The organism is Streptomyces sp. NPDC001868 (assembly GCF_040297125.1).
GTDB lineage: Bacteria > Actinomycetota > Actinomycetes > Streptomycetales > Streptomycetaceae > Streptomyces.
Genome location: NZ_JBEOYO010000002.1, coordinates 302,324 through 322,417, shown reverse-complemented (window position 1 = coordinate 322,417; position 20,094 = coordinate 302,324). Strand labels below are relative to the sequence as shown.

17 protein-coding genes are annotated in these 20,094 nt (G+C 71.1%); 10 read left to right on the top strand and 7 right to left on the bottom strand.

Annotated elements, in window-relative coordinates:
• Positions 1-110 precede the first annotated feature (110 nt).
• Both ABT147_RS03800 and ABT147_RS03795 read left to right on the top strand, forming a co-directional pair.
• Entirely contained in the window at positions 111-878 is a 768-nt protein-coding gene (locus ABT147_RS03800) for a TIGR04222 domain-containing membrane protein (protein ID WP_351402444.1), read from the top strand.
• 90 nt (positions 879-968) lie between these two features.
• Positions 969-2,516, top strand: a complete 1,548-nt coding sequence (locus ABT147_RS03795; RefSeq protein ID WP_351402442.1) for an alpha/beta hydrolase — start codon at positions 969-971, stop codon at positions 2,514-2,516.
• Between the two features lie 54 nt (positions 2,517-2,570).
• On the opposite strand, the gene hemQ is transcribed toward ABT147_RS03795, so the two are convergent.
• Positions 2,571-3,302, bottom strand: coding sequence for a hydrogen peroxide-dependent heme synthase (gene hemQ, locus ABT147_RS03790; RefSeq protein WP_351402440.1), 732 nt, complete (start codon positions 3,300-3,302; stop codon positions 2,571-2,573).
• Positions 3,303-3,307: 5 nt separating this feature from the next.
• Positions 3,308-4,801 (bottom strand): protoporphyrinogen oxidase, encoded by a 1,494-nt coding sequence (gene hemG, locus ABT147_RS03785; RefSeq protein ID WP_351402438.1) that lies wholly within the window; start codon positions 4,799-4,801, stop codon positions 3,308-3,310.
• A 200-nt stretch (positions 4,802-5,001) separates the two neighbouring features.
• On the opposite strand from hemG, the gene ABT147_RS03780 reads away from it, so the two are divergent.
• A complete protein-coding gene (locus ABT147_RS03780) occupies positions 5,002-5,988 on the top strand; it encodes a DUF4349 domain-containing protein (protein WP_351402436.1) in 987 nt (328 codons plus the stop codon).
• A gap of 38 nt (positions 5,989-6,026) precedes the next feature.
• Positions 6,027-7,430, top strand: coding sequence for an FAD-dependent oxidoreductase (locus ABT147_RS03775; RefSeq protein WP_351402434.1), 1,404 nt, complete (start codon positions 6,027-6,029; stop codon positions 7,428-7,430).
• A gap of 102 nt (positions 7,431-7,532) precedes the next feature.
• Here the strand turns inward: ABT147_RS03775 and ABT147_RS03770 are convergent, their stop codons facing one another.
• Positions 7,533-7,868 (bottom strand): hypothetical protein, encoded by a 336-nt coding sequence (locus tag ABT147_RS03770; protein ID WP_351402431.1) that lies wholly within the window; start codon positions 7,866-7,868, stop codon positions 7,533-7,535.
• A gap of 147 nt (positions 7,869-8,015) precedes the next feature.
• On the opposite strand from ABT147_RS03770, the gene ABT147_RS03765 reads away from it, so the two are divergent.
• Positions 8,016-8,825: a rhomboid family intramembrane serine protease gene (locus ABT147_RS03765; protein ID WP_351402429.1), complete on the top strand. Its 810-nt coding sequence runs from the start codon at positions 8,016-8,018 to the stop codon at positions 8,823-8,825.
• A gap of 11 nt (positions 8,826-8,836) precedes the next feature.
• Here ABT147_RS03765 and hemE read toward each other — a convergent pair whose 3' ends face one another.
• Positions 8,837-9,904: a uroporphyrinogen decarboxylase gene (gene hemE, locus ABT147_RS03760; protein ID WP_351402427.1), complete on the bottom strand. Its 1,068-nt coding sequence runs from the start codon at positions 9,902-9,904 to the stop codon at positions 8,837-8,839.
• Between the two features lie 228 nt (positions 9,905-10,132).
• Between hemE and ABT147_RS03755 the strand changes: the two genes are divergently transcribed.
• From ABT147_RS03755 to ABT147_RS03745, 3 genes are all read left to right on the top strand, one after another.
• The gene (locus tag ABT147_RS03755) at positions 10,133-10,762 is read left to right on the top strand and encodes a DUF3000 domain-containing protein (protein ID WP_351402709.1); all 630 of its coding nucleotides are present in this window, start codon (positions 10,133-10,135) and stop codon (positions 10,760-10,762) included.
• Between the two features lie 330 nt (positions 10,763-11,092).
• Positions 11,093-11,752, top strand: a complete 660-nt coding sequence (locus tag ABT147_RS03750) for a helix-turn-helix transcriptional regulator (RefSeq protein WP_033529424.1) — start codon at positions 11,093-11,095, stop codon at positions 11,750-11,752.
• Positions 11,753-11,928: 176 nt separating this feature from the next.
• Positions 11,929-13,230 (top strand): HRDC domain-containing protein, encoded by a 1,302-nt coding sequence (locus ABT147_RS03745; protein WP_351402424.1) that lies wholly within the window; start codon positions 11,929-11,931, stop codon positions 13,228-13,230.
• A 128-nt stretch (positions 13,231-13,358) separates the two neighbouring features.
• Here the strand turns inward: ABT147_RS03745 and ABT147_RS03740 are convergent, their stop codons facing one another.
• The 3 genes from ABT147_RS03740 to ABT147_RS03730 are packed head-to-tail and all read right to left on the bottom strand — an operon-like array spanning position 13,359 to position 16,500.
• Entirely contained in the window at positions 13,359-14,216 is an 858-nt protein-coding gene (locus tag ABT147_RS03740) for a carbohydrate ABC transporter permease (RefSeq protein ID WP_351402422.1), read from the bottom strand.
• Positions 14,213-15,184 (bottom strand): carbohydrate ABC transporter permease, encoded by a 972-nt coding sequence (locus ABT147_RS03735; protein WP_351402419.1) that lies wholly within the window; start codon positions 15,182-15,184, stop codon positions 14,213-14,215. Before ABT147_RS03735 ends, ABT147_RS03740 begins: the two co-directional genes overlap by 4 nt.
• Complete coding sequence (locus ABT147_RS03730; RefSeq protein ID WP_351402417.1) at positions 15,184-16,500, bottom strand: ABC transporter substrate-binding protein; 1,317 nt, start codon at positions 16,498-16,500, stop codon at positions 15,184-15,186. The genes ABT147_RS03735 and ABT147_RS03730 overlap by 1 nt, the downstream gene beginning before the upstream one ends.
• Positions 16,501-16,689: 189 nt before the next feature.
• On the opposite strand from ABT147_RS03730, the gene ABT147_RS03725 reads away from it, so the two are divergent.
• Complete coding sequence (locus ABT147_RS03725; protein ID WP_351402415.1) at positions 16,690-19,062, top strand: glycoside hydrolase family 2 protein; 2,373 nt, start codon at positions 16,690-16,692, stop codon at positions 19,060-19,062.
• Positions 19,059-20,081, top strand: a complete 1,023-nt coding sequence (locus tag ABT147_RS03720) for a LacI family DNA-binding transcriptional regulator (protein WP_351402413.1) — start codon at positions 19,059-19,061, stop codon at positions 20,079-20,081. The genes ABT147_RS03725 and ABT147_RS03720 overlap by 4 nt, the downstream gene beginning before the upstream one ends.
• The last annotated feature ends 13 nt before the right edge of the window (positions 20,082-20,094 follow it).

The window sequence follows — 20,094 nt, the reverse complement described above, 5'->3', positions numbered from 1 at the left end:
CCTGGCAATTGCGGGCCGCAACGGCGACCAAACGGAAGAGACCGGGAACCTTCCCTCCGGATTACGGACATCGCGCGCCCCCGCCCCGGGCCGCCGCATAGAAACACGCCATGCTCTGGGTCCTCTTCCTCCTCCTGGCCTGGGCCGCCGCCGGCGTGTCCTGTGCCCGACTGTGCCTGACCTCGCTGCGGGCGGCGGCGGCCGACACCGACGCCCACGCGGACCGGGTCCACCACTGCCACCGGCTCACGCTGTACGAGGCGGCGTTCCTGTCCGGCGGTCCGGCACGTGTCGCCGACCTCACCCTCGTCTCCATGGCCCGTCAGCGCCGGCTCCTCCTCGCCCACACCGGCTGGGCCACCGTCGTGGACCCGGACGGACGGGACGAGATGGAACGGTCCGTCATAGGCGCGATAGGCCCCGGCGGACAGTCCCGGATCGCGCCCGTACGACGGACCGCCGCGGCCGCCGAGTCCGTACGCCGGCTCTCCGACCGGCTCGTCGCGGCGGGGCTGGCCGTGCCCGACGCCGCGCGCACGGGTGTGGCCGACGCGGTCACCCAGGTACGGGGCGCCGCACTGGGCGTGTGCGGGTTGGGGGCGCTGGCGCTGATGCTGCCCTCGCAGGGCTTCGAGGAGCAGCGCCTGCTGATCGCGCTGTGGTTCGCACTGCCGCTGGTGCTGACGCTCAGCTGTCTGGTCGTCGCACGCGTCGAGGGGCCCTGGGGCACGCGGTGGGCGTCGGCGGAGGGGATGCGGGTGCTGGGGGCCGTGGTGGGTCGGGGCGGCAGTGACGTGGCGGACCTCGTCTCCGTGGCCGTCTGGGGAGTGGGGGCGGTGGAGTCTCCCGAGCTGCGGGCCGCGTTCGATCATCGGTAGAAGCGGCGACACTGCCGGACAGTGCTTTACATTCACCCGATTTCACGCCAAACATCCCTTTGTCGCTGTCGGGCTTCGGAGGGATGCGCCATGCGGGCTGCCGTTCTGTACGGGACTGTCGGGGCGGTGCTGCTGAGCGGCCTCGCCGCCGCCCCGGCCACCGAGGAGGGCATTCGGTTCGGGAAGTGCCCGGTGGTGGAGGGGCTGCCGGACGGGGTGGAGTGCGGGAAGGTCGAGGTGCCGCTCGACTACGCGCGGCCCGACGGCCGGCGGATCTCGCTGACCGTCAGCCGGATCAGGGCCAAGGGGAAGAACGCCCAGGGCAGGAAGGTCGCCCGGCAGGGGGCGCTCGTGTTCAATCCGGGCGGGCCCGGCGCCTCCGGCATGTTCTTCCCGCTCATCGGCCACCTCCCGGAGTGGAAGCGGATCGGCGCCGCGTACGACCTCGTCGGCTACGCCCCGCGCGGGGTCGGGCGGTCGGCGCCGCTGTCCTGCCAGGACCCGAAGCGACTGCACCGGGGGCCCTCACCGGCGCCGACGCACCCTTCGGAGGCGTACAAGAAGAAGCGGATCGCACAGGCCAAGGCGTACGCGCGCGGGTGCGCGGAGCGGGGCGGCAGCGCGCTGCGGCACTACCACTCCCTCAACAACGCCCGTGACCTGGACGTCCTGCGCGCCGCGCTCGGCGAGCCCCGGCTGACGTTCATGGGGGCGTCGTACGGCACGTACTTCGGCGCGCTGTACGCCTCGCTGTTCCCCTCGCACGTACGCCGGATGGTCCTCGACTCGGCGGTGAACCCGGACCCCGAGCAGATCTGGTACCGCAACAACCTCGACCAGTCGGCCGCGTTCGAGGGACGCTGGGCGGACTTCCGGACCTGGGCCGCCAAGCACCACCGGGTGTACGGGCTGGGCGACACCCCCGAGAAGGTGCTGCGGAGCTATCGGCGGGCGGCGGCGCGGCTGGCCGCGAAACCCGCCGGTGGCAAGGTGGGGCCGGGGCAGTTGCAGGGCGCGTTCCTGCAGGCCGCGTACTACGACGACTACTGGCCGCAGCGCGCGCTGGCGCTCTCCGCGTATCTGAAGGGCGACCCGAAGCCGCTGGTGCAGATCGCCGGTCCGTACCCGGAGGCGGCCGTCGAGCAGGAGAACGCCAAGGCCGTCTACACGGCCGTCGAGTGCAACGACGGGCCCTGGCCGACGCGGTGGCGGGACTGGGACCGCGACAACACGCGGCTCGCGCGGACCGCGCCCTTCGAGACGTGGGACAACGTGTGGACGAACCTGCCGTGCGCGTACTGGGACGGGCCGCGTCAGCGACCACTGGACGTGCGGACCGGGCCGGGTGAGCTGCCGCCGACGCTGATCCTCGCGGCCGAACGGGATGCGGCGGCGCCGTACGACGGGGCGATCGAACTGCACCGGCGGCTGTGGGGGTCGGTGCTGGTGACCGAGCGGGACGCCGGGAACCACGGGGTCTCGGGCGGGCCCAACAAATGCGTCAACGGGTATGTGGAGGCGTACCTGTTGGAAGGGCGGGTGCCGGACCGGAGAGCCGCGTGCGCCCCACGGCCGGAACAGCAGCCGGGCGCCGCGCGGGTCGGGGCCGCGGGGACACTGCGGGTCGGTCGTGGCTGATCGCGCCCGCGCGGCGGAGCCGCCTGTGTGACGGCCCCGCGCCCCTCATGGGGCCTACGCCAGGCCCGCGACCAGTTCCGCCACCGACTTCCTGCGGCCCGTGTAGAACGGCACCTCCTCGCGGACGTGCATACGGGCCTCCGAGGCGCGGAGGTGACGCATGAGGTCGACGATGCGGTACAGCTCGTCGGCCTCGAAGGCGAGGAGCCACTCGTAGTCGCCGAGCGAGAACGAGGCGACCGTGTTGGCGCGGACGTCCGGGAAGCCGCGGGCCATCTTGCCGTGGTCGGCGAGCATACGGCGGCGGTCCTCGTCGGGCAGCAGGTACCAGTCGTAGGAGCGCACGAAGGGGTAGACGCTGACGTAGTCACGGGGCGTCTCGTCGGCGAGGAACGCCGGGATGTGCGAGCGGTTGAACTCGGCGGGGCGGTGCAGCGCCATGTTCGACCACACCGGGGTGAGCGCGCGGCCCAGCCTGGTGCGGCGGAAGAGGTTGTACGCCTCCTGGAGCTGGTCGGCGGTCTCGGCGTGCCACCAGATCATCAGGTCGGCGTCGGCGCGCAGGCCCGACACGTCGTACGTGCCGCGGACGGTCACGTCCTTCGCGGCGAGCTGGTCGAACAGCTCCTGGACCTCGTCGGCGTAACCGGTGCGGTCCTCCGGCAGCACGTCCTTCAGCCGGAAGACGGACCACAGGGTGTAGCGGATGACCTCGTTGAGGTCCTTGGCCAGCTTGCCCTTGTTCGGGATACGGCCGGGCTCGGTGGTGGGGGCGACGTCGCTCATGGTGCCTATTCTCCCGCTCCGCCGTGCGGGCTCCGCACCGGGTGGGCGGTGAGGTCCCGCACCGTGCGCAGGTCGCCGTGGATCTGGTCGACGGCGGCCGCGGCGCTCGCGACGCAGGCGGGGATGCCGACGCCGTCGTAGGCCGCGCCGCAGACCGCGAGGCCCGGCAGCTTGCCGATGTGCTCGCGGACCCGGGCCACGCGCGCGTGGTGGCCCACCGGGTACTGGGGCAGGCCGCCGTCCCAGCGGGTGACGCGGGTGTCGAGGGGAGTGGCGGTCAGGCCGGTGGCCTCGCGCAGGTCGGTTCGCGACACGTCCACGAGGTGGGTGTCGTCGTGGTCCAGGATCGCCGTCTCGCCGTACCGGCCGACCGAGGTGCGCAGGACCAGCAGGTCCGGGTTCTCGTCGGCGACCCAGCCCCACTTCTGGGAGGAGAAGGTGGACGCCTTGATCGTGCGGCCGTCGACCGGCGGGACCAGGAAGCCGCTGCCCTCGGGGAGGGCCACGTCGGCACGGCGGTAGGCGAGGGTGACCAGGGCCATCGAGGCGTACTCGACGCCGGACAGTTCGGCGGCGGCCTCGGGCGCCTCGGCGCGGAGGAGACCGGCGGCGACCGGTGCGGGGACGGCCACGACCACGGCGTCCACGTGCAGCACACGCTCCCCGGTGCCCCCAGCGCCGTCGGTGTCTCCGGTGACGACGCGCCAGCCGCCGGAGGCCTCGCGGCGCAGCTCCGTGACGGGCGTCCGGGTACGGATCTCGGCGCCGCGCGCCCGCACCGACTCGGCGACCGCGAGGGGCAGTTGCCCGATGCCGCCCTCGATGCCCATGAACACCGGCCCGGTCTGCTGAGCGGCGGCGGCACGCTCCTGGATGCCCCGGACGGCCTCGGTGAGGGAGGTGTGGGTCAGGGCGGCCTGGTAGAGCTGCGGGACGGCCGAGCGCATCGAGATACGGTACGCGTCGCCGGCGTAGACCCCGCCGAGCAGGGGTTCCACCAGGCGGTCGACGACCTCCCGGCCGAGGCGGGCCGCCACGTACTCCCCCACCGCCACGTCGTCGCCGACCTCGGTGCGCGGGAGGTCGGCGTCGCGCTCGATACGGGTCAGGCCCTCGTCGGACAGGACCCCGGCGAGGGCGGACGCGGTGCCGGGAACACCCATGACGTGCCCCTTGGGCATGGGCCGCAGGGCGCCCCGGGTCCAGAGGGAGGCGGAGGCGGAGGCGGGCGGCTGGAGCCGGTCGGCGAGGCCCACCTCGCGCGCGAGGGCGACCGCCTCGGGGCGGCGGGCCAGCATCGACTCGGCGCCGAGGTCGACGCGGGCGCCCGCGATCTCGCCGGGCAGCAGCTTGCCGCCGACCCGGTCCGAGGCCTCCAGGACGGTCACTCTCGCGCCACGGTCCAGCAGCTTGTGCGCGGCGGCCAGCCCCGCGATCCCGGCCCCGATGACGACGACATGCCCGGCGTCGCGCCCGACGTCCGTACGTGATCCGCTCATGTCTCCACCCTCTCAGATGTCACTGACAGTCATGCCGCCGGTCCGCCGCCGGCCCACGAGGGGTGCGTGGCCGCACCGAGTCCCGACCGTGACCGCTTCGGGACCGCTTCCGTCCAACGTTCCGGGCCCCTCCGGCGTCGAAGGAGCATCAGCAAGGCGGGTGAGCCCCGCCTGTCACGACCTTCGGGGGGTACGCCGCAATGGCCGAAACACACGTACGACGTTCCCGGCGGCCCGCAGGGGCCCTGGCGGCCCTGTTCCTCGCCGCCGCCCTGGCACTCACCGGCTGCAGCGCCGACAGCGGGGCCGACACCATGAGCGGCGGGGCGGACGACGCCGCGAAGAGCAAGGTCGACGAGAACGCGGCCCAGCAGGAGGGCGCGCCCGGCAGCGCGAGCGCCGGCGGCGGTTACACGGACAACGGCAAGGCCGCCGACGCGCCGCCCCAGATCGCCCCGAACCACATCATCCGCACCGCCACCCTGACCGTACGGGTCAAGAACGTGCCGAAGGCCCTGGACGAGGCCCGTACCACCGTGGAGAACGCGGGCGGGTTCATCGGCAACGAGTCCACGACCCGTGACGGCAAGGACCGCGAACGCACCCGGGTCGTCCTGCGCGTGCCCACCGAGAAGTACGACGAGGTCCTCACCGAACTGGAGGGCACCGGCACGCTGATCGAGCGCAAGACGAAGGCCGAGGACGTCACCGACCAGGTCGTCGACGTGGAGAGCCGGATCAAGACGCAGCAGGCGAGTGTGGCCCGTATCCGCGAGCTGATGGACCGGGCGACCAAGCTCAGCGACGTGGTCACCCTGGAAGGCGAGTTGAGCAGTCGTCAGGCCGACCTGGAGTCACTGCTCGCCCAGCAGAAGTCCCTCAAGGACCGCACGAGCCTCGCCACCATCACGCTGTCCCTGTCCGAGACCGCGGTGAAGAAGGCCGCCAAGGACGACGACCCCGGCTTCCTGGACGCGCTGGCGGGCGGCTGGAACGCGTTCGTCGCCGTGTTCCGCTGGCTGGGCATGGCCCTCGCCGCGGTGCTTCCCTTCGCGGTCGCGGCCGCGATCGTCCTACTGCTGTGGTTCCGCTTCGCCCGCTCCCGCCGCCCCGCCCCGGCGACGGCCACGGCGGGTACCGCGGGTTCGCTCCCGGCCGCCGCGCCGGTCAAGGAGGATCAGGAGTGAGGCGGACCTGAAATGCCGGGCCCCCGTAGCGTGTTCCCATGAACATGAGCCGCGCTGAAGAACGTTCGAGGGAACGCCTGGTGGTCGTCGGAGGCGACGCGGCGGGTATGTCCGCCGCGTCGCAGGCGCGCAGGCTGCGGGGGCCCGACGAGCTGGAGATCGTGGCGTTCGAGCGGGGCCACTTCACCTCCTACTCCGCGTGCGGCATCCCCTACTGGGTGGGCGGCGACGTCCCCGAACGCGACCGGCTCATCGCCCGCTCGCCCGAGGAGCACCGGGCCCGCGACATCGATCTGCGGATGCGTACGGAGGTCGTGGAGATCGACGCCGAGGGCTCCCGCGTCCGCGCGCGGGACCTCGATTCCGGCACCGAGTCCTGGACCGCGTACGACAAACTCGTCATCGCGACCGGCGCCCGCCCGATCCGCCCCGACCTGCCCGGCGTCGACGCCCCCGGGGTGCACGGCGTGCAGACCCTGGACGACGGCCAGGCCCTCCTGGACACCCTCACCGCCACCGAGGGCCGCCGCGCGGTGGTCGTCGGCGCGGGCTACATCGGCGTGGAGATGGCCGAGGCGCTCATCAACCGGGGGTACGAGGTCACGGTCGTCAACCGCGGCAAGGAGCCCATGTCCACGCTGGACCCGGACATGGGCCGACTGGTGCACAAGGCCATGGAGGGCCTGGGCATCACGATGGTCGACGACGCCGAGGTCACCGCCCTGCGCACCGGCGCCGACGGCCGGGTCCGCGCGGTCGTCACGGAGGACGCCGAGTACCCGGCGGACGTGGTCGTCCTCGGCATCGGCGTACGCCCCGAGACGGGCCTCGCGAAGGCGGCGGGCCTGCCCCTGGGCGACCACGGCGGCCTGTTGACCGACCTCTCGCTCCGCGTCCGGGGCCACGAGAACATCTGGGCCGGCGGCGACTGCGTCGAGGTCCTCGACCTGGTCTCCGGCCGGCAGCGCCACATCCCGCTCGGCACCCACGCCAACAAGCACGGCCAGATCATCGGCGCCAACGTCGGAGGCGGCTACGCCACCTTCCCCGGTGTCGTCGGAACCGCCGTCAGCAAGGTCTGCGACCTGGAGATCGCCCGCACCGGCCTCCGCGAGAAGGACGCCGACCGCGCCGGCCTCCAGTACGTCACCGTCACCATCGAGTCCACCAGCCGCGCCGGCTACTACCCGGGCGCCGCCCTCATGACGGTCAAGATGCTCGCCGAACGCCGCACCGGCCGCCTCCTCGGCGTCCAGATCGTCGGCCGGGAGGGCGCGGGCAAGCGCGTCGACATCGCCGCCGTAGCCCTCACGGCAGGCATGACGGTGGAACAGATGACCGCCCTGGACCTCGGCTACGCCCCACCCTTCTCCCCGGTCTGGGACCCGATCCTGGTCGCGGCGAGAAAGGCGACGGCGGCGGTAAGGGCGGGCGCCTCGTAATCAGGGGGCCACGCCCGCGCCCTGAAGGGGCGCGGGGAACTGCGCGACCGGCCACGACGCACCCGCAGCCGGCAACGCACAGGCACCCCTGCGGCGCCCCCGTCACACAGCCGACGTACCGGTGATCCGATCGATGGCCTGCCGAGCCTGCTCCGCCGGCGGCCGAGCCGGCAACGACGACACCGACGCGGCCGAGGTCACGGCGGCAGGCGCCGCAGGCGCGGTCGCCGGCTTCGCATGCGCCGCCGCCGGCCGGGCCGACCGCAACCGATGGCTCACGGCCTCGTCCAGCGTCACCGGCCGCTGCATCCGCGCGGCCAACCGCCCGGCCTCCTGGCCGAGCGCGGCGACGTCCTCCCAGGGCAGCCGCACCACCAGCGAGATCTCGGCCTCTCCATCGGGGGTGGCGTGCATCGCCGGGGCAACTCGGTCGTTCATCGCCTGTTTCCTCACGTAGATACGTAGATCCGGGGTTGAGAAGTCATACGCACCACCCGCCCCACACGTTCACCGACCTCGGCACCGAGGCCCGCACCGGCACTGGCCTCGCTGATTCCGGCCCCGTTTCCAGGGCACAAGTCCGGTGTGGTCATCCCCGTCCATGACGTGAACCCCGTGGGCCGCACGCCCTACGTGACATACGCACTCATCGCCGCGAGCGTCTTCGTCTTCGTCTTCATGCCGGGTCTCGCCGGTTCCGTGCCGGGGGACAGCGAGCTGGCCCGGCTGTGCCACACCCAGGCGTTCCTGGAGCGGTACGCGGCGGTGCCGCAGGAGTTGATCCGTCATCAGCTGCCGCAGCTGGTGCCCACCGGCGAACTCGCGCGCTCGGGCGGCTGCGCGCTGGGCCCGCCGGGCTACGACAAGTCGCCCGGGCTGTCCGTCCTCACCGCGCTGTTCCTGCACGGCGGCTGGCTGCACCTGCTCGGCAACATGCTGTTCCTGCTGATCTTCGGCACCACCATCGAGGACCGGCTCGGCCACGTACGGTTCGCGCTCTTCTACGTCGCCTGCGGCTACGCGGCCTCGTACGGCTACGCGTTCCTCAACGCCGACTCCGGCGACCCCCTGATCGGCGCGTCCGGGGCCATCGCCGGGGTCCTCGGCGCGTATCTCGTCCTCTATCCGAAGGCCAGGGTCTGGGTGCTCGTCCCGTTCCTGGTCTTCCTGCCGCTGAGACTGCCCGCCTGGCTGGTGCTGGGCTCCTGGTTCGTGCTCCAGGCCGTCTACTCCTCCGGCGAGGGCGTCTCCGACATCGGCTCGGTGGCGTACGCGGCCCACCTCGTCGGCTTCGTCGCCGGCATGCTCCTCGCCTGGCCCCTGCGCCCCGGCACCCCGCCACCGCCCGAGCCACGCGGCCTGCTGTTCGGCAGACGGGCGCGGCCCGGCTGGTGACCCGGGAGCGTCTACCGAGCGGTCTGCGTGTGGACGTACTCCACGAGCCGGGTCAGGGCGTCCGGGTCGGTGCTGGGCATGACGCCGTGGCCGAGGTTGAAGATGTGGCCCTCCAGTCCGGCGGCCGAGTCGAGGACCTCGCGGGTCTTGGTCTCGACGGCCTCGGTGCCGGCGAACAGGACCGTCGGGTCCAGGTTCCCCTGGAGCGCCTTGCCGGGGCCGACGCGGCGGGCGGCCTCGTCGAGCGGGACACGCCAGTCGACGCCGACGACGTCCGCCCCGGCCTCGCCCATCAGGCCGAGGAGCTCGCCGGTGCCGACACCGAAGTGGATGCGCGGGACGCCGTACGACTCGACGGCCTTGAAGACCTTCGCGGAGGCGGGGAGCACCGAGCGGCGGTAGTCGGCGGGGGCGAGGGCTCCGGCCCAGGAGTCGAAGAGCTGGACGGCTGAGGCGCCGGCCTCGATCTGGACCTTGAGGAACGCCGAGGTGATCCCGGCGAGGCGGTCGAGCAGGTCGGCCCAGAGCTCGGGGTCGCCGTACATCATCGCCTTGGCGTTCTCGTACGTGCGGGACGGGCCGCCCTCGACGAGATAGCTGGCGAGGGTGAAGGGGGCGCCCGCGAAGCCGATGAGGGGGGTCTCGCCGAGCTCGGCGGTGAGCAGCTTGATCGCCTCGGTGACGTACGAGACGTCCTCGGGGGTCAGGTCGCGGAGCTGGGCGAGGTCGGCGCGGCTGCGGATCGGCTTCTCGACGACGGGGCCGACGCCGGGCTTGATGTCGAGGTCGATACCGATGGCCTTGAGCGGGACGACGATGTCGCTGAAGTAGATCGCCGCGTCCACGTGGTGCCGGCGGATCGGCTGGAGGGTGATCTCCGTGACCAGCTCGGGCCGCATGCAGGAATCCAGCATGCCGATGCCCTCGCGCACCTTCAGATACTCGGGGAGCGAGCGCCCGGCCTGCCGCATGAACCACACCGGTGTGTGCGGCACGGGTTCACGCCTGCACGCCTTCAGGAAAGCGGAGTTGTACGTGGCGGTCGGCTGGTGGCCCGAGGGGCTGGCGTTGGCACTCACGAAGCAAAGTCTCGCACGCCCGCTTGACGGTGACGGCCGGGGCTGTGGACAACAGGAGCCCCTGCTTTTCCGGCCACCGTTCCCGGCCACCGCGGCGGCCTCCGTTCGCTGAGCGCGATGCGACCGTGACCCAGCGCACGGGTGTCTTGCCCTGCGCCGGGGCCCGGTTCCCCTTAATGTTCCGGCATGGCTGCGGCTCAGGGACGACTGTCGGACGGCGCTGGCGGAATGGACGACGCGAAGGAGGGGGAGCGCGATGCGATGGAGACGGCACCGCTGCCGTTCCGCTCCGCCGTCGAAGCGCTGCGGGCCACCCGGCTGCGGCCGGAGATCGAGATCGAGTCCACCAAGGCGCCCCAGCGGCTCGCCCCGTACGCGTACGCCCTGGAGGCCGCGGTCGTCGAGGGCGACGAGGATCTGGCCGACGGCCGGCTCGTCCTGCTGCACGACCCAGCGGGGCACGACGCCTGGCAGGGCACCTTCCGGCTGGTGACCCTGGTCCGGGCGGAGCTGGAGCCCGAGATGGCGGCCGATCCGCTGCTGCCGGAGGTCTGCTGGTCGTGGCTGACCGGCGCGCTGCAGTCCCGGGGGCTGTCGTACGGCGAGCCGAGCGGGACGGTGACGCGGGCGAGCTCGCACTACTTCGGCGGGCTGGCGACGCGGCCGGCCGCGTCGCAGATCGAGATCCGGGCGTCGTGGACCCCCCGTGAGGTGCTGGGCGGTGTGCCCGACACCGCCGCGCATCTCGCCTCGTGGTGCGACCTGCTCGCCCAGATCGCGGGACTGCCCCCGGCGGTGGACCCGGGTGACGCGGCGGTGGTGACGCTGCCGCAGCGGCGGGGGCCGCAGTCCCGCTGATCGTCCCGTACGTCCCGTACGTCTCATCAGGACCGTGCTCTGTGGAGCACGGTCCTTTTTGTGTGCGAGCAACCACGCCGACGGAAACCATCACTTTGTCGATACGGCCACTTTCGGCCTTGTATCGACGTGAAGCGACACCGTTCGGTCTTCGAATGATCGAAGATGTGTCCGAATTGCACGGATTGTTACTCACTAAATCGTGATCATTCTCTAAAGGAGCAGAGGTTTGGTGCCGAAGACCTCTGTGACCTTGAAAGCACGGTTCGTCCCGGCTTCGACCCCACGAGCCCGGCGAGCCCGCCCCCCGTCCCGCACCCAGGAGGCCTGGTGTCCGTTCTCCTCGAGCAGCCCGCAAGCCTGGTCGCCTACCGTCCGAACAAACCGACCGCGATGGTGGTGGTGGCCGACCCCCGGGTCCGGTCCACCGTGACCCGGCACCTGTGGGCCCTCGGGGTCCGCGATGTCATCGAGGCCTCGTCCATCGCCGAGGCGCGTCCCCGCGTAGGCAACCCCCGTGACATCTGCGTCGCGGACGTTCACCTGCCGGACGGTTCCGGCCTGACCCTCCTCTCCGAGACCCGCGCGGCGGGCTGGCCCAACGGCCTCGCCCTGTCCGCCGCGGACGACATCGGCGCCGTACGCAACGCCCTCGCGGGCGGTGTGAAGGGATACGTCGTCACCGGCACCCGTACCAACATCGGACTGCCCACCCGCCCGGGTGCCGCCCCCATCGGCTCCGCCGCCCGTATGCACCGCCGCCCCCCGGGAGCCCCGAGCCACCCTGGCGGCTACCGGGAGCTGTCGGGCCGCGAGGTCGAGGTGCTGCGCCTCGTCGCGGAGGGACAGTCGAACAAGGCGATCGGCGTCTCCATGGGCCTGTCCGCACTCACGGTCAAGAGCCACTTGGCCCGTATCGCACGCAAGCTCGGCACCGGCGACCGTGCCGGAATGGTGGCGGTGGCCCTGCGTACCGGGATCATCCACTGACGCCAGGGACACCGCGACAGGCAGGGGCCGGGATCGTTCGCCGATGTCCGGCCTCTCCCGGTTCGCCGGGAACATTCACTGACACGTGTGACACATGACTTGTTTACGCCCCTGGAAGGCCCGTCGGCGGAACGTTCCGTCGGCGGGCCATGTCCATACACAGATACCCTTGACAGGTGACCGACGCCCAAGAGACCGCAGCAGACAGGACCCTGCGAACCACCGGAGGCGCCCCTCCGGACGACGGCGGATCTTCTGAAGCGGGGGCGCCGATCCCTTTGCTGGAGCCACGGGACGGCATTCCGGCCGTGATCGCCGACGAGTCCTCGCTCGCCGAGGTGATCGCCGCCTTCGCCGCGGGCACCGGCCCCGTAGCCGTGGACGCCGAACGCGCGTCCGGTTACCGCTACGGCCAGCGCGCCTATCTGGTGCAGCTGCGCCGTGAGGGCGCGGGCACCGCGCTCATCGACCCCGTCGCCTGCCCCGACCTCTCCGGCCTCGGCGAGGCGCTCTCCGGAGTGGAGTGGGTGCTCCACGCGGCCACCCAGGACCTGCCCTGTCTGCGCGAGATAGACATGGTCCCGACCCTGATCTTCGACACGGAGCTGGCCGGCCGGCTCGCCGGGTTCCCCCGGGTCGGCCTCGGCGCGATGGTCGAGAGCGTCCTCGGCTATGTCCTCGAGAAGGGCCACTCGGCCGTCGACTGGTCGACCCGCCCGCTGCCCGAGCCCTGGCTCCGGTACGCGGCGCTCGACGTGGAACTGCTCGTGGACCTGCGGGACGCCCTGGAGAAGGAGCTGGACCGGCAGGGGAAGCTGGAGTGGGCGCGCCAGGAGTTCGACGCGATCGCCTCCGCGCCGCCGGCGGAGCCCCGCAAGGACCCGTGGCGTCGTACGTCCGGGATGCACAAGGTGCGGCGCCGGCGGCAGATGGCGGTCGTACGGGAGATGTGGGAGGCGCGGGACCGGATCGCGCAGCGGCGGGACGTGTCGCCGGGCAAGGTGCTGAGCGACGCGGCGATCGTCGAGGCGTCCCTGGCGCTGCCGGTCAACGCGCACGCGCTCGCCGCGTTGACCGGGTTCGGGCATCGGATGGGGCGGCGGCAGCTGGAGCAGTGGCAGGCCGCGGTGGACCGGGCGAGGGCGCTGCCCGACTCGGCGCTGCCGGCGCATGGGCAGCCCGTGACCGGGCCGCCGCCGCCGAAGGCCTGGGCCGACAAGGACCCGGCCGCCGCGGCCCGGTTGTCGGCGGCGCGGGCCGGGGTGAGCGCTCTCGCCGAGCAGCTCGCCATGCCCCAGGAGAATCTGATCACTCCGGACACGGTGCGGCGGCTCTGCTGGGAACCGCCGAAGTCGCTGGACGCGGAGGCGGTGGGGGCGGCGCTCGCGGGGTACGGGGCGCGGGCCTGGCAGGTCGAGCTGGTGACGCCGGTGCTGGTGGGGGCGTTGTCCGCGGTGGTGAAGGGCAAGGAGGCCTGAGCGCGCCGTAGTGGCGTCCGTGGGGTGGTGGGCGCGGGTGCCGGTCGCGCCCACGCGGCGGAGCCGCGTATCGAAACAGCCCCGCGCCCCTGAAGGCCTGGCACACCCGGCGGCCGGGCAGTGACCCCCTATTTCGTCGCGCCCCTCATGAAGCCGTTGTAGATGAACCTCTGGAGCAGCAGGAAGACGATCAGGGTCGGCAGGATCACCAGGACCGCTCCTGCCGAGATCGTTTCCCAGTGGGCGCCGAAGGGGCCCTTGAAGCGGAAGAGGGAGGTGGAGATGACTCCCAGGTCGTCGGAGGGCATGTAGAGGAAGGGGATGTAGAAGTCGTTGTAGACGGTGATCCCCTTGACGATGACGACCGTGGCGATCGCCGGCTTCAGGAGCGGGAAGATGATCTTTCGGTAGATCGTGAAGGCGTTGGCGCCGTCCAGGCGGGCGGACTCGTCCAGGGAGACCGGGATCGAGCGCACGAACTGCAGGAAGATGTAGATCGAGACGATGTCGGTGCCCATGTAGAGGGCGATCGGGGCCCAGAGGGTGTCGAACATGCCGAGGCTGTCGACGATCTGGAAGGTCGCGACCTGGGTGGTGACGCCGGGGACGAGGGTGGCGACGAGGAAGAGGGCGACGACCAGCTTCCGGAAGCGGAAGGTGAAGCGGTCGATCGCGTAGGCCGCCATCGAGCCGATGAGGACCGTGCCGGTGACGGCGAAGAAGAGGATGAAGGCCGTGTTGCCGAAGGCGGCGAGCATCTCGCCGTCACGGAAGGCCGTCGCGTAGTTCCCGAAGTTCAGGAAGCTGTCCGGCGGTGTGAGGGCACCGCTGTCGTCCGCCATCTGCCGCTCGGTCTTGAGCGAGGTCAGCAGGACCACCAGGAGGGGCAGGAGGACCACGGCCGACGCGCCGACCAGGGAGAGATAGGTGAGGGTGCGGGCAACTCGCCTGCGGGTCACCGGGGTTGGGGTCGTCAGTGTCGTCATACGAGGTCCACCCTGTCGTCGGGGACCAGTCGGCGCTGCAGCCACGTCACCGCCAGGATGATCAGCAGGAGGACGACCGCGGCGGCGGACGCGAGGCCCGTCTTGTTGAACTGGAAGGCGAGCTTGACCGTCTGGATCACGAAGGTCTCGGTGCCCGTGGCGCCGCCCGTCATGATGTACGGGATCTCGAAGACCGACAGGGATCCCGAGATCGAGAGGATCACGCTCAGGCTCAGCACCGGGCGGATACCGGGCGCGATGATGTACCGGAACTGGTGCCAGCGGCCCGCCCCGTCGAGTTCGGCCGCCTCGTACAGCTCCCCCGGGATCGACTGGATCGCACCGAGGAAGAGCACGAAGTTCAGGCCCATGTAGCGCCAGACGGAGACGCTCGCGAGGGAGATGTTCGCGGAGGTCGAGGTGCCCAGCCAGGCGCGGTCGGACTCGTGGCCGAGGAGGGCGAGGACCGAGTCGAGGGTGCCGCCGTCCTGGAAGAAGTAGAGGAAGACGAAGCCGATCGCGACGCCGTTGATCAGGTACGGGAAGAAGAGAAGGCCCTTGAAGAGGTTCCGGAAGCGGATGTCGAAGCTGAGGACCGTCGCGAAGTAGAGGGCGAGCCCTATTTGGAGGGCCGAGGCGGCCAGGTAGTAGCCGCTGACGAAGAAGACCTGGAACAGCTCGGGGCGGGTGAAGATCTCGATGTAGTTGTCGGCGCCCGTGTAGCTCAGTTCGGGGCTGACGCCGTCCCAGTCGGTGAAGCTGTACGCCAGCATGTTGGCGACCGGGGCGTACGTGAAGGCGATCAGGAGGGCCAGCGGGGCGGCGAGGAAGAGCCAGGGGGTGAGCTTCCGCCACAGGCGCACCTTGCGTGGAACGCGCCGGGGTACGGAGGGCCGGGGCGCGGCCGTCGAGGGCCGCGCCACCTTCTTCGTCGCGTGCGAGGGGTCCGTCGTACGCGTGTGGGGCATCAGGACCCCACGGTCTTCTCTGCCTCGGTCCAGCGCTTGCCCAGGTCGTCGAGGAAGTCGTCGACGTCACCGTCCTTGGCCCCTCGGGCGAGGTCGACCAGTTCCTGACGGTAGGCGGGGCCGTAGATCCCGACCTCGGAGGCGCTGTCGATCTCCTTGACCGTGCCGCCCTCGGTGTCGTCGAGTTCGATCAGTTCGACGCCCTGCTCCTCGTACGGCCTGAGCACCTCGGGCAGCGGCGCGTCCTTGAGTGTCGAGATCGAGAGGTTGTCCGCCGCGTAGCCCGACTTGTCGGTGAACCAGTCGATCCAGGCGCGGGCCGCCTTCTTGTGCTCGGAGTGGATGTTGACGGCCTGGTTGTAGTCGGGGGTGGCGATCGCGCAGGCCTTGCCGTCGACCCGGGCGGGGAACGGCATGAACCCGATGTCGTCGGGGTCCGCTCCGGCCTTCTCGGCCGCCTGCCGGAACTGGATGATCGCCCAGCTGCCGAGCCACGCCGTGGCGATCTCGCCCTTCGCCAACCGGGGTTTGGAGTTCTCCCAGTTCGTGGTCGCCGGGTCCTTCTCGATCAGGCCCTGGTCCACGATGTCGTACAACAGCCGGTCGCCCACGCGCAGTTCGCCGTCCTCGCCCCAGGGGTTGCCCTCCGCGAGCCTGGTGGTGGCGCCGGTGTCGCAGCTGACCGAGCCGTTGATGTACGTCCACTGGGTCAGCGGCCACTGGGCGGCGAAGTTGGTGTAGTACGGGATGGCGTCGGTCCTGGACTTGACGGCCTTCAGGGCGGTGAGGAACTCCGCCGGGGTGGTGGGCCATTCGGTGACGCCGGCCTCGGCCCAGATCCGCTTGTTGTAGAGGAATCCGGGGGTCGCGCCCATGGGGCTCTGGCCGTAGACCTTGCCGTCGACGGTGGTGAAGCCGGTGAAGCGGTATTTCTCGCCCAGTTCCTTCTGGGTGCCCAGGGAGGCGAAGAACTTGGGGTAGTCGTTCTTCTGGATGACGGCCGGGATCATGAGGACGTCGCCGTAGTTCTCCGTGTTCATCCGGATCTTGACTTCGGCCTCGTAGTCGGTGATCCCGTCGAACTCGACCTTCACCTTCGGATAGGTCTTGTTGAATTCCTCGGCGTACTTCGTCATCGTGCCGTCCTGCACGATGTCCGTCCGGTGGGTGAGGACCGTGATGGTCCCGGAGACCTGTGACGGGTCGCCGGCCGCCTCTGCCTCGGCGCCTTTCGAGCTGCCTCCGCCGCCGGTGCAGCCCGACGCGAGCAGCGTGGCCGCCAGCAGTGTTCCGGTGAGCGTCTTCCGGTGGTTCATGTGCACCAGCTCCGTTCGGGACGGACGAGCACGGGTGGGATGAAGAGAGGGACGAGCGCGTGGATGGATGGCTGGTTCGGCACTCTGGCAGCCTGTTACTGAACCGGTAAAGTCCCAATTTCGCCAAGGCTGTCGAAAGATTTCGCGATAGTGTCCACGAACCGAACTTGACCGGTTTAGGGAGTGCGCATGCTGGAGGCCACACCGTTCACCGAGGGCTGGATCCTGAGGTATGAGGGAGAACCGCTTCCCGCCGTGGTGCCGGGGTGCGTGCACACCGATCTGCTGGCGGCGGGAGTGATCCCGGACCCCTTTCTCGGGCGGAACGAGACCGAGGTGGCGTGGGTGGGGCGCCGGGAGTGGACGTACGAGGCCGAGCTGCCGGGTTCGGCCGGTGCCGGTGCCGGTGGGCACGACCAGCTGGATCTGGTCTTCGACGGGCTCGACACGGCCGCCGAGATCCGGCTCGACGGGCGGCTCCTCGGTTCCGTACGGAACATGCACCGCTCGTACCGCTTCGACATCACCGGCATGAGCGGCCGGCTCTCCGTGCGCTTCGCCTCCGCGTACACCGAGGCGGAGGCGGTGCGCGAGCGGCTCGGCGACCGGCCGAACGCCTATGCCGAACCCTTCCAGTTCATCAGGAAGATGGCCTGCTCGTTCGGGTGGGACTGGGGGCCGACGCTCGTGACCGCCGGTATGTGGCGGCCCGTTCGGCTGGAGCGGTGGTCGACGGCTCGTATCGCCCGGGTGCGGCCACTGGTGACCGTCGACGGCACGACCGGACGGGTGGAACTGCTCGTCGACGTGGAGCGGGCGACCGTGGAGGCGGGGCTGCGGCTGGAGGCCCGGGTGGGGGGTGTCAGCGCGGTCGCGGAGGTCGAGGGGTCGAGCGGGTCCGTGCGGCTGGACGTGCCGGGCGTGGAGCTGTGGTGGCCGCGCGGCTACGGTGAACAGCCCTTGTACGAGGTGGAGTTGACCTTGTACAGCGGTGGCGACGCGCTTGACGTGTGGCGGCGGCGGGTCGGGTTCCGGACCGTGGAACTGGACCGGAGCGCCGATGAGCACGGGACCGGGTTCACCCTCGTCGTCAACGGTGAGCGGCTGTTCGCGCGCGGGGTGAACTGGATCCCGGACGATGTGTTCCCCTCCCGCGTCACGCGCGAGCGGTACCGGGAACGGCTGCGGCAGGCGGCCGAGGCCGGTGTCGACCTCGTCCGGATCTGGGGCGGCGGGATCTACGAGAGCGAGGACTTCTACGACGTCTGCGACGCGTCGGGGCTGCTGGTCTGGCAGGACTTCCCGTTCGCGTGCGCGGCCTACCCGGAGGAGCAGCCGCTGCGGGGCGAGGTGGAGGCCGAGGCGCGGGAGAACGTCGTACGGCTGATGCCGCATCCCTCGCTGGTGCTGTGGAACGGCAACAACGAGAACCTGTGGGGGTTCAGGGACTGGGGATGGGAGGAGCGGCTCGCCGGGGAGTCGTGGGGCGAGGGGTACTACCTGGGGCTGCTGCCGCGTGTGGTCGCGGAGTTGGACCCGACACGGCCGTATACGGCGGGGAGTCCGTGGTCGGGGTCCTGGGAGCGGCATCCGAACGACCCCGCGCACGGGACGCACCACTCCTGGGGGGTGTGGAACCGGGAGGACTACGCGGAGTACCGGGCGAACGTCCCGCGTTTCGTCGCCGAGTTCGGGTGGCAGGCGCCGCCGGCGTACGCGACGCTGCGGCGGGCGTTGCCCGGTGAGGTGCTCGCCTCCGACTCACCCGGCATGCTGCACCACCAGAAGGCGGAGGACGGGAACGGGAAGCTGGAGCGGGGGCTCGCTCGTCATTTCACCCTGCCTGACGGCGACTTCGACCGCTGGCACTATCTGACGCAGGTCAATCAGGCGCGGGCGGTCGCCGCCGGGATCGAGCACTGGCGGTCCAACTGGCCGGTGTGCGCGGGCACGATCGTGTGGCAGCTCAACGACTGCTGGCCGGTGACCTCCTGGGCGGCGATCGACGGCGACGGGCGGGAGAAGCCGCTCCACCACGAGCTGCGGCGGCTGTACGCGGACCGGTTGCTGACGCTTCGACCGCGGGTGCTGGTGGTGGTCAACCAGGCCGCCGGGGAGTGGGCGGGCGTCGTGCGGCTGCGGCGGATGTCGGTCGACGGGGTGGTGGCCGGGGAGGCGGGCGTGGAGTTCGCCGCCGAGGGCCGGGCGGTGGCCCGTGTCGACGTACCGCGGGAGCTGGAGCCCGTCGGGCCGAAGGAGTTCCTCGTCGCGGACGCGGACGGGCTGCGGGCCGTGCGCTTTCCGAGTCCCGACCGTGAGATCCCCTACCCCCGGCCGGAGTTCGACGTGAGCGTCGCACAGGGCTCGGTCACGGTGACGGCCCACACCCTCGTCAGGGATCTGCTCCTCCAGGCGGACCGGCTGGCCCCGGACGCGCGGGCGGACCGGGGGCTCGTCACGCTGCTCCCCGGGGAGCAGGTGATCATCGGTGTCAGTGGCTGGAGGACTCCTGATCCGGACGCCGCCCGATCAGCCCTGTACTGCCTGGAGCCCGGCCGATGACGACCTCCCGCGTGACCATCAAGGACGTCGCCGCCCGTGCCGGGGTGTCCAAGGGAGCGGTGTCGCTCGCGTTCAACCGGAAGCCGGGTCTGGCCGACGCCACACGGGACCGGATCTTCGCGGCGGCGCGGGAGCTGGGGTGGACACCGAACCTGACGGCGCGGTCGCTGTCCAGTCAGCGGGTGGATGTCGTGGGACTGGCGATCTGCCGGCCCGCGAGGCTGCTGGGGCTCGAGCCGTTCTACATGGAGTTCATCTCCGGGGTGGAGAGCGTGCTGACCGAGCGGTCCTGCTCGCTGCTGCTGCGGCTGGTGCGGAATCTGGAGGAGGAGGTGGGGCTTCAGGACGCGTGGTGGCGCGGGCGGCAGGTCAGCGGGTCGATCCTCGTCGACTTCCGCGCGGATGATCCCCGGGTGACGGCCGTGGGGCGGCTGGGGATGCCGGTCGTCGCCGTCGGACATCCGTCGCTGACCGGGGAGCTCACGTCCGTGTGGACGGACGACGCGACCGCCGTGACGGAGGCGGTGCGGTATCTGGCGGCGCTGGGGCACCGGCGGATCGCCCGGGTGGGGGGTGCGGTGTCGTTGGGGCACTCGGCCCTGCGTACGGCGGCGTTCGAGAAGGCGGCCGGTTCGCTGAAGCTGGTCCGGGTCTGGCAGGTGGCGACCGACTTCTCGGGGGAGGCGGGGGCGCGGGCGACGCGGGCGTTGTTGACCGGGGCGGGGGGTGATCGTCCTACGGCGATCGTCTATGACAACGACATCATGGCGGTGGCGGGGTTGTCGGTGGCGGCGGAGATGGGGGTGCGGGTGCCGGAGGATGTGTCGTTGCTGGCCTGGGACGATTCGCAGCTCTGTCGGTTGACGCGGCCGACTCTTTCCGCGATGAGTCATGACGTGCATGGGTTCGGGGCGGATGTGGCTCGGACGTTGTTCGAGGTGATCGACGGGGGTGGGGCTTCTCATCCGGTGGCCACGCCTGTGCTGGTGCCTCGGGGGTCCACAGCGACCGCCCCCTGAGGTGGATGCACGT

Bases quoted from the DNA above. Each gene is read 5' to 3' on its own strand.
- ABT147_RS03800 (WP_351402444.1), top strand. From the start codon at position 111: ATGCTCTGGGTCCTCTTCCTCCTCCTGGCCTGGGCCGCCGCCGGCGTG.
- ABT147_RS03740 (WP_351402422.1), bottom strand. From the start codon at position 14,216: ATGACGACACTGACGACCCCAACCCCGGTGACCCGCAGGCGAGTTGCC.
- ABT147_RS03795 (WP_351402442.1), top strand. From the start codon at position 969: ATGCGGGCTGCCGTTCTGTACGGGACTGTCGGGGCGGTGCTGCTGAGC.
- ABT147_RS03775 (WP_351402434.1), top strand. From the start codon at position 6,027: ATGAACATGAGCCGCGCTGAAGAACGTTCGAGGGAACGCCTGGTGGTC.
- ABT147_RS03755 (WP_351402709.1), top strand. From the start codon at position 10,133: ATGGACGACGCGAAGGAGGGGGAGCGCGATGCGATGGAGACGGCACCG.
- ABT147_RS03720 (WP_351402413.1), top strand. From the start codon at position 19,059: ATGACGACCTCCCGCGTGACCATCAAGGACGTCGCCGCCCGTGCCGGG.
- ABT147_RS03735 (WP_351402419.1), bottom strand. From the start codon at position 15,184: ATGCCCCACACGCGTACGACGGACCCCTCGCACGCGACGAAGAAGGTG.
- ABT147_RS03780 (WP_351402436.1), top strand. From the start codon at position 5,002: ATGGCCGAAACACACGTACGACGTTCCCGGCGGCCCGCAGGGGCCCTG.
- ABT147_RS03770 (WP_351402431.1), bottom strand. From the start codon at position 7,868: ATGAACGACCGAGTTGCCCCGGCGATGCACGCCACCCCCGATGGAGAG.
- ABT147_RS03725 (WP_351402415.1), top strand. From the start codon at position 16,690: ATGCTGGAGGCCACACCGTTCACCGAGGGCTGGATCCTGAGGTATGAG.
- ABT147_RS03730 (WP_351402417.1), bottom strand. From the start codon at position 16,500: ATGAACCACCGGAAGACGCTCACCGGAACACTGCTGGCGGCCACGCTG.
- hemG (WP_351402438.1), bottom strand. From the start codon at position 4,801: ATGAGCGGATCACGTACGGACGTCGGGCGCGACGCCGGGCATGTCGTC.
- hemQ (WP_351402440.1), bottom strand. From the start codon at position 3,302: ATGAGCGACGTCGCCCCCACCACCGAGCCCGGCCGTATCCCGAACAAG.